Raw genomic sequence first — 12,203 nt, forward strand, 5'->3', positions numbered from 1 at the left:
TCCCCCCCCCCTGCCAAGGCAAAGCCTTCGAAATATCGACTGCTATGGCGATTTCCCTGCTTGGAGAGGGGGCGCCAATGGAATTTCCCATCCCCATCGGTTGCCTGGTTTTCCCCTTAGCGATCAGGGGAGTTCCTTTGGCATAAGCGAAAGCAAACCTGCAAACCGGAGACGAGGATCCATCCGGATAACAGTCGAGCATCGTACGTAGGGGGGCACCGCCTTATGAGATACGCCACGAAAATGCAAGGCATCACACATGTAAAGCAACTTACCCAAGCACCGTCCTGGATGGTTGCAGCAGGAATCTCTTACACTGGGAAACTGCGGGAGCAGATGGCGGAGGCGGAGCAAAGGCAATGTTCATCTCCAATAGTTCCATCGACTACATTGCCCCATCGGTTGACTTGTTGGGTAACACATGAAAAAGGCAGGAAACTCGAGGAGAGGCAAGAGACCCGAACGAAAGACACGTAATGAAGCCAGAATTGGTCCCATCATTCACTGGCCATTTGTGCCCCCACAGATTGAACGGTTGAACGTTCAACCTGTGGGCCTGAGGCAAAATACGACAACATATAGACAACTCGCAGACAACTATGGGGTGCAACCACGTCCCTGAACAAAAATGGGGATATCAAATAATATCTGGCAGTTAACTATTATCTTCTCTGCCTTCCACGAAAAACATAAACAGATAAAAAGTGCCACGGGGAAAGACCCTAATCAGGCCTCTCAAATTGACATCGCGTGATCGATTCATTGCGCTGAAGCGAACAAACTATCCGTCCCCCTGAGGAAGGAGGCCGCAACGGGTGATTCTCGGGTAAGTGCTGCTTCCATTGCCCCGCGCTCATGCTTGACGACCAATTGTCTGGCCATTTCATCGCTTGCACCTCCTCAATCTAGTCCTCAATTGACCATTATTAATATTATTACTTAATAATTATACGTTGCTGGCGATTGTTGTCCGCAGCGTCATGCTATTTTCTTTGTTTTCAGGTGTTTACTATTTAACTCTGTCAAAGTGTAAGAAAGAGAGAAGCCAGGTGCTGTTGAGGTGGCAGGCTCATTTAGCGCGGGAAAAGGGCAGAGAAGGCCTTGCTGGCCTGTACAAAATGGACCATGTGCGAACGAATTCTTGTTTCATAGTCTGGTCAGCATAAGCTGACAGAGTGAACCGTCGCAAATGAGGTCTGATGAGCAGGCCCTTGCGGCAGGACCGCAGCGGGGATGAGCGAAATGCCTTCCTCTGAGCTGTATTCCACGCCAGTGCGCTGGCATGTAGGACGGAGATGCCTGCCGTCTCGAATGAGAGTGTGGCTATTGTTAAACAGACCACCAAGGTATGCCTTGGAAATTCAAATGAAGGAGACGAGAAGTTTGGGTTGAATGGGAAAGGGCCATCAGGGCTTTAATGCCGGGCAGAAGGGAGGCAGAAAATGAGACGGTCGTTACATGCACAGGTTGAAGGTCTGTACCAGGCTTGTGCCAAGGGCATTGGAATAAAACGCCACGGAATGAAGTTGGCAGGAAAGAAGGATACGGTCATTCATTCTGACAACACTCGCAAGGCGTACTTGCGAGTGTGGCACAGCATAGTCAAATTCGCCAAAGAACGCAGGGGGCTTACTAGCATCGATGAGTTAAACGCGAATGATGTTAACTCATGGTTTCTTGTGCAAGTCAGGAAAGGCCTTGCCCCTTTAACAATCGCGCAGTACAGGTCAGCAATAATCAAACTGGAGCAGGCCTTGTACGCACTTCGTGAAAGAAAAGGAGGCGGTCATGTGTAACACCTATCGCGACAGTTCCATCTTTTTGGATGGCAGTGCTGAAGTAAAGGCTGCATTGAGAAACAGGGTCAAAGGTAGAAACCCTTGGGGTGGCCATGGACGAGGCTATGAAGATCCCGAACGGTTGTTACAGGCGATTAAAGACCCGGCTTTCTCTCTTGCGGCCAGGATTCAGTACGAAGGTGGTGCGCGAGCGGAGGGCGTCGGATTTGCGCAGTCTGAATACTCGAAGTCTGCCCTGACCCACGAAAACCTGTGTGGAATCCAGGAAGATCCTTACTTCAAGGATGGCAGGCTCGTCGGAGTGATCGTCACAGTAGAGAAGGGCGGATTTTGTGGGGAGCATTACATTACCCCAGCAACATATCGAAAGTTGGAGTGCTTCATTGAATACTTTGGACATCTAAGCGGAGATTACAGAGGCTACCTGAAAGCTGTTGAAAGGGCTGCCAAGGTGACAGGACAACATCGCCGCGCCAGGGGTACCCATGGTTTAAAGCATGCCTTCGCCTATAACTTCTTGGAAAATGCATTTCTGGCCGGCATGACCCAATCGTCAGCACTGGCTGAACTTTCCAGGCGTTGCTCCCACCATAGAGCCGAGGTCGCTAAGACATTTTATGCCACGAGGAGGTAAGAGGTGCAACATGATCCAGTTCAAGCCCTGATCGACAAGATCACCAACACAGATGAAGCTCAACGTAAAAGGCTCTTGAAGTACGCCGCCAACCTGCCTGATGCCTCGAGACGCAAGGCAATGGCCTCCGCCGTCGATTTTAATTACAAAGCCAAGTCAGAGTTCCCAGAGGTTGGCAAGGTAACATTGATTTATTGCGGGTTTATCATGGGACTGAAAGACTACCATTACTCAGAACACACTGCCTCCAATAGAAAAAACTCTGCGGAGTATGCTGATCTTGCGGAAGAAATATTGGAAGAAAGAATAATGAAGGTACCTAAAAAAAGAAAAGAGAGCAGTATTAAATATAAAGTTAAAGCCCACATTGGAGAAATTCATACTGCACGTAAGAAGTCCATTTCGTTTAGAGATATAACAGTTTATCTAAATACTGTGTGTAAAATTAGGGTTACAGCAGAATACGTTAGGAGGATATATGCGGAATACAGTCTCTGAGCATGTGTTGTACAGTACAGAAAAAGCTAGAGTGACTAAAACGGTAGAGTATGAACAAAATGACGGTAGACACGACTTGATTATTAAGAAGGACGCAAGTGTGGTGCTTTTCAATAGAGAGTTCGTAACTATTGATAGGTACAAGAACAACCAGGGAGATATAGCAAGAACTGTATACTATGAGAATGGCTGCAACGATCTGATCACGCTGTTAGATTTTTTCGAACGTGGCTTGGTTAAAAAGGGAGCCAGAGACTTTTTGATCTGTGGGCTCCATATTAGGGCCACCATCGCGACACAGGGTTCGGAAAACCTCTGTTTAAACGTGATGGTCGATGCCGAGACGCCGGCACAAGAGCCACCCGTCTATTTCACGCCTGCCGAGGCAGCAAACCTTCAGAGGTGCATTTACCACGTCGCCTCGTTTCTGGCTAGGCCGTAAAAAGCCGCAAGTCAGCAGATACCGACATGATTCTTACTGAGTTAATCACAATAGAAATGTTTGCTGAAAGAATGGCTATTTCCAGAGCTACCGCATATGACTGGAAGCAACGGGGAATCCTTGTCCAAGGGAAGCATTTCATTAAGTACGGTAGAATTGTCAGAATCTGCTGGAACTCAGATCTGATTGAATACCTGCTTGCAGGTTGTACTGTGGAGTTGCCTCCGGTGCATGCTCGGGTGCACGAGAGGAAGGAATCTTCGAAGTCAGTCGTAGGAACCCAGATAAACTGGGAATACGAATAGCATTATGCTAAGATCGAAGCGGACTTTGGCTGGTGGGAGCGAGCTTCAGGAGGTATGAATGAGGCAAAAACCCGCGAAAAAACAGCCCCTACTGGTCTTTGACAACTCAGAGAAGGGAAAGGGGGGATCGATTCTTCGGAAGCCTGGATCGAAGAAGTTATACATCTTGTTCACCTACCTCGGACGTCGGATCGAAAAGTCCACTGGTCTCGGTGATACACCAGAAAACCGCGAGCAGGTACGGAAGTGGCTTGACGGGGTGTTACGGAAACGCAATGCCGGAAAGCTTGTCTTCAGCGAGGCTTTTCCGGGTGCAAGCGAAGCAGAAAAGGCAGCGTTTGCAAAACTCGAAGGTCGCGACTATTCACCCGATCCTAAGGACGTATTCATCGGTGAGTACATCGAAGGCTGGGTGGCTGAGGTCGTTTCACTTTATCACGTTGGAAAGCGGGGAGATTATCTCGCCATTTTGAATGCCAGCATTAAGCCCTATTTTAAAGACATAACCTTTTACGACCTCACAAAATTCGAGGTCAAAAAGTTTCTGGCTGGGATGACTTGCAAAATTGGAAAGAACAAAGGACAAACTGTGTCCCGTTCAAGGGCAAAAAATGTCATTACGGTTCTTCGCGCGCTTTTCGAAGATGCATGCGACAAATATCACTGGACCCTCCCTGACCCTTTTGCCAAAATGGAAAACAATCTCCCCAAGAAGAAGATGACTAAGCGCCAGATCTTCCGATTCACTGAAGTGACCCGGATTTTAGAAAACATTGACCTCTGGTATCGCCCAATGGTCGAATTCATGATTCTTACTGGCACGATCCATAGTGAGGTGTCCGGTCTTCGGCGTAGCGATATCGGCCCCAACAAAATCCAGTTAGAGCAGTCAATTGTTCGGAAGGTGGAAAAGGATTCCCTCAAGGAAACCGCAAGATTCCGCAGTATTACAATCACCAAAAGGATTCGGAAAATCCTTGATGAGGTTCTTTCCAGGGGGGAGAGCAAATGGGCCTTCGCAGAGCCTAGCGGTGGCCCCTATCTCAGAGAAGGCTTCATCGAGCGCTACTGGAAACCTGCCCTTGAAAAAGCCGGGGTTGCTTATCGCCCACCTTACAGCCTTAGGCACAGCTTTGCTGCGTGGAGCCTCGTCGCTGGGGTAGACCCGCTCCGCCTCGTCAACCTCATGGGGCACGCTAACAAGCAGATGATTTTCGAAACTTACGGAGATTATCTCGAAGGGATCGAAGAAGACGCCGAGGATATCCGGAACTACATGGGCAGGGATTACGTCGAGTACAGAAGAAAGCCCCTGTCCTCCTACAAAGCCTTTTCTTGTGAAAGTCCTTGTGAAAGCCAGGGGCTTGCACTGCATAACTAGCTGATTAAGCAGTGATTAAAATGGCGGAGAGATAGGGATTCGAACCCTAGGTACCTTTCGGTACACCTGATTTCGAGTCAGGCACCATCGACCACTCGGACATCTCTCCGGATATGCTGTTGTCAAAGGAGCGCACTCCTCAGAGCAGAAAGATATACCTTATTCCAAAGAGAAATTCAACCCTGTTGTGGCGCCCTGGCTTCAGTAGGTAAGTCCGGCATAGAAATCCTGCAGATATTGCCGCTGTGTCTTGGTCAGAACGCCCCTGGTATCTATCTCCGACAGAATGCGCCAGATCAGGCCCAGCTCGCTGTACACCCTGAGCACGGCGGTGAGCTTGTGGCGGGAATGGTCTTCCGACGCTATCGTCCCCTGCAGCAGTTCTTCCGTATAGGTCGCCAGTCGGGTGATCTCATGGTGCGTGGCCATGATGGAATTGGGGGTGATTTCTTCAATTTGCATAGGCCCCTCTCAAAGCCGGAAAAGAGATTGGATGTCTTAAACTTTCGGCTCGGGGCGAAGAAAGGTTTAGCGCTTTTTTCTCTTTTTTTTCAGCTGTTGGAGGACAACCGCTCCTGCTTCTTCTGGGCACGCAACTTCACGAAGAAAGCGGAGAGCATGCCGGAGGTTTCCGCGCCGCGCACGCCGGGGGTGAGAACGACGCTGTGGTTCAGTCTCTTGTCATCGGAGAAGTCGAAAAGGGATCCGGCAGCCCCCCCCTTGGGGTCATAGCTGCCGAAGACCACGCGGTCCAGGCGCGAGAGGATGATGGCTCCCATGCACATAGTGCAGGGCTCGAGGGTGACGTAGAGGGTAGCGCCGGTAAGGCGCCAACTGGCAAGCTTCTTCGCGGCCTTCCGTATGGCGATCATTTCGGCATGGGCGGAAGGGTCCTGTTTGCTTTCACGCAGGTTGTGTCCCCGCGCGATGACGGCTCCGTCTTTCACTATCACGGCGCCGATCGGTACCTCGCCGATGGCTTCGGCCTTTTGGGCCTCGTCGATGGCCTTGCCCATCCAGTAGTGGTCGTCTTTGATCATGCTTCCTTCTTTTGTTGCAGCACTGCAGGTCCCTCACCCCCGCCCCTCTCCCGGTGGGCGAGGGGAGACAATCCTAGTGCAGTCCCTCGCCGGTGGTGGTCATGACGAGTTTGCCGTGCTTGACGCCTTTTACGCCGATCAGCTCGTCGGCGATGCGGCGCACGTCGCGGGCCTTGCCGCGGACCACCAGGACTTCGAGGCAGTTGTGGGCATCGAGGTGAACGTGTAGTGCGGATATGATCTGGTCGTGGTGGGCGTGCTGGTGCTCGGTGAGCTTGTCCGAGAGGTCGCGCACGTGGTGGTTGTAAACCAGGGTCACCGTGCCGACGCCTTCTTTTTCACCTTCTTCCCAGTCGAGCTCGACTTGGGCGGCCCGGATCAGGTCGCGGATCGCCTCCGAGCGATTGGCGTAACCCTTCTGCTCGATGAGCCGGTCGAAGCTCTCCAGCAACTGGTCGTCCATGGAAATGCCGAATCTAACCGTCTCGCCCATGCATGACTCTCCTTGAAAAAAAGTGCCTTACTATACGTGAAAGACAAAAGAGAGTCAAAACCCACCTTCGCGCTACGCGCTACGGTGGGCAAGCCCTCGCACGCAAAGCCGCCAAGCAAGGCTTAAAACGGTTAACAGGGATAAAAGGGATAAAGGGGATGGCCAACCACGATTTGGTTGTATCCCTTTTATCCCCTTTATCCCTGTTTGTTTATGAAGTTGGTCTCTTTGCGCCTTTGCGGCTTTGCGTGGCAGAGCTTTTGGACTATTTGAGGTAGCTGCGGATGCCGGGCTCGAAGTTGACGGGCTCGAACTGAAAGGTCTTGCGCCAGCTGCCGTCGCAGGTGTTGCCTTGCACCAGCATGGCTATCTGGTCCGATGTGATGGGGAAGAAGGAAAAGCCCTCGAAGAAGGGTACTACCAGCCGCATGAGCGAAAGCGGATTCTTTATCTTGGCGACGTGACTCTTGCCGAGCACGCGACCGATGACGTCGAGCAACTCGTTGTAGCTGTAACGGTCGGGCCCGCACAGTTCATACTGCTGACCTATAGTTTCGGGTTTATCCAGGGCGTCGGCAAAGCAGCGGGCGACGTCGTCGGCGGAGATGGGCTGCAACTGGTACTCTCCGTCTCCGATGACGGGCATGGCCGGGAAGGTGCGCATGTAGCCCGCCAGCATGTTGATGAATTCGTCCTTCGGCCCGAAGACGATGGAGGGGCGGAAGATGGTGTAGTCGAGGCCGGACTGCCGCACCAGTTCTTCCGCCTGGTATTTGCTCTTGAAGTAACGGGCGGTGCTGTCGGCGCGGGTCCCCAGGGCCGACATCTGCAGGTGGCGCCGCACGTTGCCTTTTCTCGCTGCCGCCAGGATGCTCGCGGTGCCCTCCACGTGCAGGCGCTGGAAGGTGATTCCCCGTCCCGGGAACTCTCTGATGATCCCGACCAGGTTGATGGTGGCATCGCAGCCGCGCACGGCTTCCTCGAACGTTTCCGGCTTGGTGACGTCACCGACAATTTCCTCGACGTCGGGCTCGGTGCTCCCCAGGCTCCTGCGATGCACCAGCAGCCTCAAGCTGTGCCCGCGCGCCAGAAGCGCTTCTCTTACATGTCCCCCCACGAAACCGGTGCCGCCAGCCAAAAAGATCAACATACAAGCCTCCGCCGTATCTTTGCCGCTCCTCAGAGTACCAAAAGTTCCCTTCCCGGCTTATAACAACAGCCGATAGTGTAGCAGGAGTTGCTGGAATCTCCATTTAGGCAACCATGTGTATACAAAATCTTGTGCTCGCGCCTATCTTGTGTTAAAAAGCCTTTCACAACAAAGACTAGAGGAGACCCGCCATGGCTGAGCAAGGTGATGTCTGTTACACATTTGAAGCTGCGATCGAAATGGCCGCCCAGATGGAAAACGAGGGATTCCGCGCTTATCTTGCCGCGCTCCGCATCGTGAAAGACAAGGCTGCCCGTCAGATCATCAAGGAAGCCGCCTTCGACGAGCTTGAGCACAAGCACCAGTTGGAGAAGGCGCTGATTGAAGGGGAGATGAAAGGGGGAGAGGGGCTGCACCAGCCGGTGCCGACCATGAACCTCGATTACGTGCTGCCGAAGAAGGAGCTCCGCCCCGATTCCACGGCCCGCGACGCCATGGCCTACGCCATCCACCTCGAGAAAGGTTCCATCGACTTCTACGACCGGATGTCCCGCGGCTGCGAAGGCGCTCCCATGGCGGTGCTGTTCAAGAAGATGCTGGCCGACGAGTCCCGCCACCTCCAGGAGCTGGAAGACCTGTACGAGCAGCACTTCATGACCGAGAACTAGCCCGGCCTCTTCAGGTCGCATGGGGATAAAAAAATCCCCTCCTTTGCGGGAGGGGATTTTTTATTTTCTGACGTATCAGCTGGTTCCTTAGAGGATTTCCACCAGCTTGAGGTCGAAGTTGAGCGCCTGGCCCGCCAGCGGGTGGTTGGCGTCGATGGTGATGGTTGCGTCGTTGACCTCGGTCACCATCACGTTGAAGATCTGCCCGTCCTCCTGGGTCACTTCCAGCTGCTGCCCGACTTCCGGGTTCATCTCCGGGGGGAGGTCGCCGCGCGGCACCACCGCCACCATCTCGTTCATCCTTTCACCGTAGGCTTCGTCAACGGGAATGTGGATGGTCTTGGATTCGCCGACGGAAAGCCCTTTGACCCCCGCCTCGAAGCCCGGAATGACCTGGCCGGAGCCGATGACGAATTCCAGCGGGCCGTGCCCGCAGCCGCAATCGTCTTCGCCGCACTCGGAAGAGTCGAACACGGTGCCGTCGTCCAGTCTCCCTGTATAATGAACCTTTACGCGGTCCCCGTCTTTAGCTTGTGCCATATTGTTCACCTCGCATGTTTGGATATAAGCTTCAGAGGGTACCAGATGGCCGCAATATTATCCACCGTTTAATTCCCCCTGTCGTCTACTCGCCCGCCTTGCGCCGCCGTTCACGTTCCCGCCGAATTTATCTTTTGTCAAATCCATCACGGAAATGGTATGTATCTACCCTTGGGGGATTCATGGAAACGAAGAACAGGGCAATGCTTTTCAACGGCCTCGTGGTCGGCATCGAGCAGATGGACGTGCTCATCGGCGACCAGGGGTGGTACACCTACCAGGTCGTCCGCCATCCCGGCGGCGCCGGCGTGCTCGCGCTGCACGACGACGGCTGCGTCACGCTGATCCGGCAACTGCGCCCCGCGGTGGAGGACTTCCTGCTGGAAGTCCCGGCCGGCAGGCTCGCCCCCGGTGAGGACCCGCAACTGTGCGCCGCGCGCGAGCTGATGGAAGAAACCGGACTGGTAGCGCAGAAGATCGTTTCCCTGGGCGTCATCCATCCCTCGCCCGGTGTCTTCGACGAGGTGGTGCATCTCTACCTCGCCACCGGCCTTTCCCAGGGGGAGGCGGCACCGGAAGCCTACGAGGAAATATCCTGCCAGAAGATACCGTTTGACCAGGCCTTGGCGATGGCGGCCAACGGCAGCATCACCGACGGCAAGACCATCGTGGCGCTTTTGCGTGCCCAGAGGCACCTGGCATGATACTGACGGCACGGATAGACGCGGAGCAGGCGGGGCTCAGGCTGGACGATGCGGCGAAGCTGCTGTTCCCCCAACTCTCCAAGGGTGAGATCCGCAGGGTCATCGACTGGGGCGGCTGCAACATCAACCAGGTGCTGGTCCGGGTGGCATCGCGGCAGGTGAAGGAAGGGGACGAGGTCGCCCTGGGGCTGATGGAGGCGGACCGCTGCATCGACCTGGTGTACCAGAAGCACGAGCTCCTTTACGAGGACAAGGATTTCCTGGCCGTGTACAAGGCGGTCGGGGTCAACAGCCAGCGCACGCCGTACCAGTTGAAGGGGACGGTCGAGTATGCGGTCGAGTGCTACATGAAGAGCATCGGCCTGCGGGATCCGTCCCGCGTGGTGCACCGTCTGGACCGCGGCACCAGCGGCGTGATGTTCTTTCCCAAGCACAAGCAGGCAGCGACGCTCATCTCCAACCTCCTGAAAGAGGGGAAGGTGCAGAAGACTTACTGGGCGCTGGTGTCCGGTTCGCCGGATCAGCAGAGCTGGAAGGTGGATGCGCCGCTGGACCGGGTCAGCAAGTTCCGCTACGGCGTGTCGCTCAGGGGGAAACCGGCGCGCACCGTCTTCAACGTATTGGGCGAAGGGGGCGGGGTGACCGCCATCGAGGCGAAGCCGCTTACCGGGCGCACCCACCAGATCCGCGTGCACCTGGCCCATTCCGGGTTCCCCATCATCGGGGACGAGAGCTACGGCGGGATTCCCGCCAGCAGGATGATGCTGCATTGCCGGGCCATGCGTTTCACCGGTCCGCGCGGCAAGATCATCGAGGCGGTGGCGCCGCTCGATGCGGAGTTCCTGGAGGCCGCGCCGGAAGGGGCATTCGAGCAGCCGGACGGAGAGGCAACAGCATATTAACAGGGATAAAAGGGATGAAGGGGATAACGGCAAAGACAGAGGAAAAATCCAAAGCTTGAGGCCTTATCCCTTCTATCCCCTTTATCCCTGTTAGACAGGTTTTTTCACTAAACGTAACTACGGAGGGTTCTATGAAGAAGACATTGTTGATTGCCCTGTTCCCGGTGGTATTGCTGGTAGCGGGAGCCCTGGCGGTGTGGGGCGACGAGCAAGCGGTTAAACCGGGCTGCGGCAACTGCGCCAAGATGCAGCAACAGGTGCAGCAGCAGGCTCCCTGCGCCAACTGCCCCAAGGCGGCTGCCATCGAGCAGGGTGCCGCTCCTTGCGCGAATTGCCCCAAAGCGGCTGCTGCCGATCAAGGCGCCGCTGCTCCTTGCGCGAACTGCCCGAAGCAGGGTGGCGCCGCACAGCAGCCGGGTTGCGACAAGTGCCCGAAGGGGGCAGCTGTCCAGCCTGCTTGCGATAAATGCCAGAAGCTGAAAGGCGCCGACGCTGCTCCCGCAGCGGGTTGCGCGAAGTGCGCGAAGCTGCAGCAGGACCAGGCCCCCGCGGACCAGCCGGTCCAGAAGGGGTGCTGCAACAAGCAGAAGGCTCTGTAAAACCGCGGTACGGGCTTCGGCCGGCCGGCGCGAATGAAAAGGGGACTGGCTCTATGAGCCGGTCCCCTTGTTTATTTGCTACTGTTACGAAGATGCTACTTCCGGAAGTGATGGCCAGTTCCCCCACCCCCTACCTCCCTCCCGCAAGGGGAGGGGGACGAAGAAAAACGTTACGAAAGGGGCCACCTGCTCGTGTGCGGATCGAACGGCTGCTCCGCCGCGGCGCCGGGATTGTCGATCAAAAGCGCCCGGACCGGCGCCCCGTCCCCGTCCTTCAGCTTCAACGGCAGGCAGATCAACTGGTAATATCCCGCCGGAACGCCGGCCAGGTTGATTCCTTCGATGACCGGGATGCCGCCGTTGAGCAGAATCCTGTGCACCTCGCCGTCCCCGTCCATCGGTTCCACGGAAAGATAGTCGATCGCCACCAGCTTTATCTTCAAGTGGTGCAGGTAGTGCGCCCCCTCCGCCGTCAGCGCGGCGAAATCGTCATGAAATTCGCGATCCCCCCAAAAGTCCGAGTTGCCGGTTTTGATCAGCAGCCGTTCCACTCCCTTCAACTCCAGCGGCTCCAGTTCGTCGCGGCCGATCTTTTTGGCTCGGGGGATTTCTACGACCCGTGCCTGTCCGATGAGGAGGTCGAGCGGGATCTCGTCAACGGTGATGCCGGCATCGTTGAAATGGCGGGGAGGATCGATGTGGGTGCCGGAGTGGGTGCCGAGCGTGATGCGGGAAAGGTTGGCGGCGTCTCCCTTGGCGATGCGGTGCCAGGGCTCTACGCTAACGGTGGGGTCCCCGGGGTAGGAGGGAAGATCGGGTGACAGCGCTACGCTGATGTCGTGGATTCTCATGGGGCACCTCCCGAAACAGCTTAATGTGAAAGCGGCACCGCCAAGTATAACCCAAGACGGCCTCACGCAAAGCCGCAAAGCAACCGTGTTCTCTGTCAAGCAAAAGCGTGGCTATCGCTCCAAGGCTGGTTATCTCTGAGCATTGCATTCAGTATGACCAGGAGCTTTCGCATCGTAGCGGTTATAGCCACCTTGTG

The 12,203-nt window shown here is 55.2% G+C and carries 15 protein-coding genes, 1 tRNA gene and 1 pseudogene; 9 read left to right on the forward strand and 8 right to left on the reverse strand.

The features are described 5' to 3' along the window. The first annotated feature begins 1,442 nt into the window (after nt 1–1,442). From H7687_RS19090 to H7687_RS19110, 5 genes are all read left to right on the forward strand, one after another. Entirely contained in the window at nt 1,443–1,796 is a 354-nt protein-coding gene (locus H7687_RS19090; RefSeq protein WP_183350376.1) for a site-specific integrase, read from the forward strand. Next, nucleotides 1,789–2,433 carry a hypothetical protein gene (locus H7687_RS19095; RefSeq protein WP_183350378.1) on the forward strand — a complete coding sequence of 215 codons (645 nt, stop codon included), beginning with the start codon at nt 1,789–1,791 and terminating at the stop codon, nt 2,431–2,433. Before H7687_RS19090 ends, H7687_RS19095 begins: the two co-directional genes overlap by 8 nt. Nucleotides 2,434–2,436: 3 nt before the next feature. Further along, nucleotides 2,437–2,931, forward strand: coding sequence for a hypothetical protein (locus H7687_RS19100; protein WP_183350380.1), 495 nt, complete (start codon nt 2,437–2,439; stop codon nt 2,929–2,931). Continuing rightward, nucleotides 2,912–3,373, forward strand: a complete 462-nt coding sequence (locus H7687_RS19105) for a hypothetical protein (protein WP_183350382.1) — start codon at nt 2,912–2,914, stop codon at nt 3,371–3,373. The genes H7687_RS19100 and H7687_RS19105 overlap by 20 nt, the downstream gene beginning before the upstream one ends. Nucleotides 3,374–3,736: 363 nt before the next feature. Further along, nucleotides 3,737–5,059: a site-specific integrase gene (locus H7687_RS19110; protein WP_183350383.1), complete on the forward strand. Its 1,323-nt coding sequence runs from the start codon at nt 3,737–3,739 to the stop codon at nt 5,057–5,059. Between the two features lie 21 nt (nt 5,060–5,080). Here the strand turns inward: H7687_RS19110 and H7687_RS19115 are convergent. The 5 genes from H7687_RS19115 to H7687_RS19135 all read right to left on the reverse strand — a co-directional run bounded on the left by H7687_RS19115 (nt 5,081) and on the right by H7687_RS19135 (nt 7,742). After that, nucleotides 5,081–5,168, reverse strand: a tRNA-Ser gene (locus H7687_RS19115). A gap of 92 nt (nt 5,169–5,260) precedes the next feature. Continuing rightward, complete coding sequence (locus tag H7687_RS19120) at nt 5,261–5,521, reverse strand: hypothetical protein (protein ID WP_183350385.1); 261 nt, start codon at nt 5,519–5,521, stop codon at nt 5,261–5,263. A gap of 89 nt (nt 5,522–5,610) precedes the next feature. Beyond that, on the reverse strand, nt 5,611–6,099 hold the full coding sequence (tadA, locus tag H7687_RS19125; RefSeq protein WP_183350387.1) for a tRNA adenosine(34) deaminase TadA: 489 nt from the start codon (nt 6,097–6,099) through the stop codon (nt 5,611–5,613). A 73-nt stretch (nt 6,100–6,172) separates the two neighbouring features. Then, complete coding sequence (gene nikR, locus H7687_RS19130) at nt 6,173–6,592, reverse strand: nickel-responsive transcriptional regulator NikR (protein WP_012531991.1); 420 nt, start codon at nt 6,590–6,592, stop codon at nt 6,173–6,175. Nucleotides 6,593–6,857: 265 nt separating this feature from the next. Beyond that, on the reverse strand, nt 6,858–7,742 hold the full coding sequence (locus H7687_RS19135; RefSeq protein ID WP_183350389.1) for a complex I NDUFA9 subunit family protein: 885 nt from the start codon (nt 7,740–7,742) through the stop codon (nt 6,858–6,860). 191 nt (nt 7,743–7,933) lie between these two features. Here H7687_RS19135 and H7687_RS19140 point away from each other — a divergent pair, with 191 nt between their 5' ends. Further along, nucleotides 7,934–8,410: a ferritin family protein gene (locus tag H7687_RS19140; RefSeq protein ID WP_183350391.1), complete on the forward strand. Its 477-nt coding sequence runs from the start codon at nt 7,934–7,936 to the stop codon at nt 8,408–8,410. Nucleotides 8,411–8,497: 87 nt separating this feature from the next. Here the strand turns inward: H7687_RS19140 and H7687_RS19145 are convergent, their stop codons facing one another. Then, nucleotides 8,498–8,950: an FKBP-type peptidyl-prolyl cis-trans isomerase gene (locus tag H7687_RS19145; RefSeq protein WP_183350393.1), complete on the reverse strand. Its 453-nt coding sequence runs from the start codon at nt 8,948–8,950 to the stop codon at nt 8,498–8,500. Between the two features lie 182 nt (nt 8,951–9,132). Between H7687_RS19145 and H7687_RS19150 the strand changes: the two genes are divergently transcribed. The 3 genes from H7687_RS19150 to H7687_RS19160 all read left to right on the forward strand — a co-directional run bounded on the left by H7687_RS19150 (nt 9,133) and on the right by H7687_RS19160 (nt 11,155). Continuing rightward, nucleotides 9,133–9,654, forward strand: a complete 522-nt coding sequence (locus H7687_RS19150; protein ID WP_183350394.1) for an NUDIX hydrolase — start codon at nt 9,133–9,135, stop codon at nt 9,652–9,654. Then, entirely contained in the window at nt 9,651–10,556 is a 906-nt protein-coding gene (locus tag H7687_RS19155) for an RluA family pseudouridine synthase (protein ID WP_183350396.1), read from the forward strand. The genes H7687_RS19150 and H7687_RS19155 overlap by 4 nt, the downstream gene beginning before the upstream one ends. A gap of 131 nt (nt 10,557–10,687) precedes the next feature. After that, nucleotides 10,688–11,155: a hypothetical protein gene (locus tag H7687_RS19160; protein ID WP_183350398.1), complete on the forward strand. Its 468-nt coding sequence runs from the start codon at nt 10,688–10,690 to the stop codon at nt 11,153–11,155. Nucleotides 11,156–11,325: 170 nt separating this feature from the next. Here the strand turns inward: H7687_RS19160 and H7687_RS19165 are convergent, their stop codons facing one another. Together H7687_RS19165 and H7687_RS19170 are read right to left on the reverse strand one after the other, a co-directional pair. Then, on the reverse strand, nt 11,326–12,006 hold the full coding sequence (locus H7687_RS19165; protein ID WP_183350400.1) for a cyclase family protein: 681 nt from the start codon (nt 12,004–12,006) through the stop codon (nt 11,326–11,328). A gap of 95 nt (nt 12,007–12,101) precedes the next feature. Further along, nucleotides 12,102–12,203, reverse strand: a pseudogene (locus tag H7687_RS19170) (IS110 family transposase); the annotation flags it as partial.

This window comes from Geomonas paludis (assembly GCF_014193585.1).
GTDB lineage: Bacteria > Desulfobacterota > Desulfuromonadia > Geobacterales > Geobacteraceae > Geomonas > Geomonas paludis.

Bases quoted from the DNA above. Each gene is read 5' to 3' on its own strand.
- H7687_RS19090 (WP_183350376.1), top strand. From the start codon at position 1,443: ATGAGACGGTCGTTACATGCACAGGTTGAAGGTCTGTACCAGGCTTGT.
- H7687_RS19095 (WP_183350378.1), top strand. From the start codon at position 1,789: ATGTGTAACACCTATCGCGACAGTTCCATCTTTTTGGATGGCAGTGCT.
- H7687_RS19105 (WP_183350382.1), top strand. From the start codon at position 2,912: ATGCGGAATACAGTCTCTGAGCATGTGTTGTACAGTACAGAAAAAGCT.
- H7687_RS19110 (WP_183350383.1), top strand. From the start codon at position 3,737: ATGAGGCAAAAACCCGCGAAAAAACAGCCCCTACTGGTCTTTGACAAC.
- H7687_RS19120 (WP_183350385.1), bottom strand. From the start codon at position 5,521: ATGCAAATTGAAGAAATCACCCCCAATTCCATCATGGCCACGCACCAT.
- tadA (WP_183350387.1), bottom strand. From the start codon at position 6,099: ATGATCAAAGACGACCACTACTGGATGGGCAAGGCCATCGACGAGGCC.
- nikR (WP_012531991.1), bottom strand. From the start codon at position 6,592: ATGGGCGAGACGGTTAGATTCGGCATTTCCATGGACGACCAGTTGCTG.
- H7687_RS19135 (WP_183350389.1), bottom strand. From the start codon at position 7,742: ATGTTGATCTTTTTGGCTGGCGGCACCGGTTTCGTGGGGGGACATGTA.
- H7687_RS19140 (WP_183350391.1), top strand. From the start codon at position 7,934: ATGGCTGAGCAAGGTGATGTCTGTTACACATTTGAAGCTGCGATCGAA.
- H7687_RS19145 (WP_183350393.1), bottom strand. From the start codon at position 8,950: ATGGCACAAGCTAAAGACGGGGACCGCGTAAAGGTTCATTATACAGGG.
- H7687_RS19150 (WP_183350394.1), top strand. From the start codon at position 9,133: ATGGAAACGAAGAACAGGGCAATGCTTTTCAACGGCCTCGTGGTCGGC.
- H7687_RS19155 (WP_183350396.1), top strand. From the start codon at position 9,651: ATGATACTGACGGCACGGATAGACGCGGAGCAGGCGGGGCTCAGGCTG.
- H7687_RS19160 (WP_183350398.1), top strand. From the start codon at position 10,688: ATGAAGAAGACATTGTTGATTGCCCTGTTCCCGGTGGTATTGCTGGTA.
- H7687_RS19165 (WP_183350400.1), bottom strand. From the start codon at position 12,006: ATGAGAATCCACGACATCAGCGTAGCGCTGTCACCCGATCTTCCCTCC.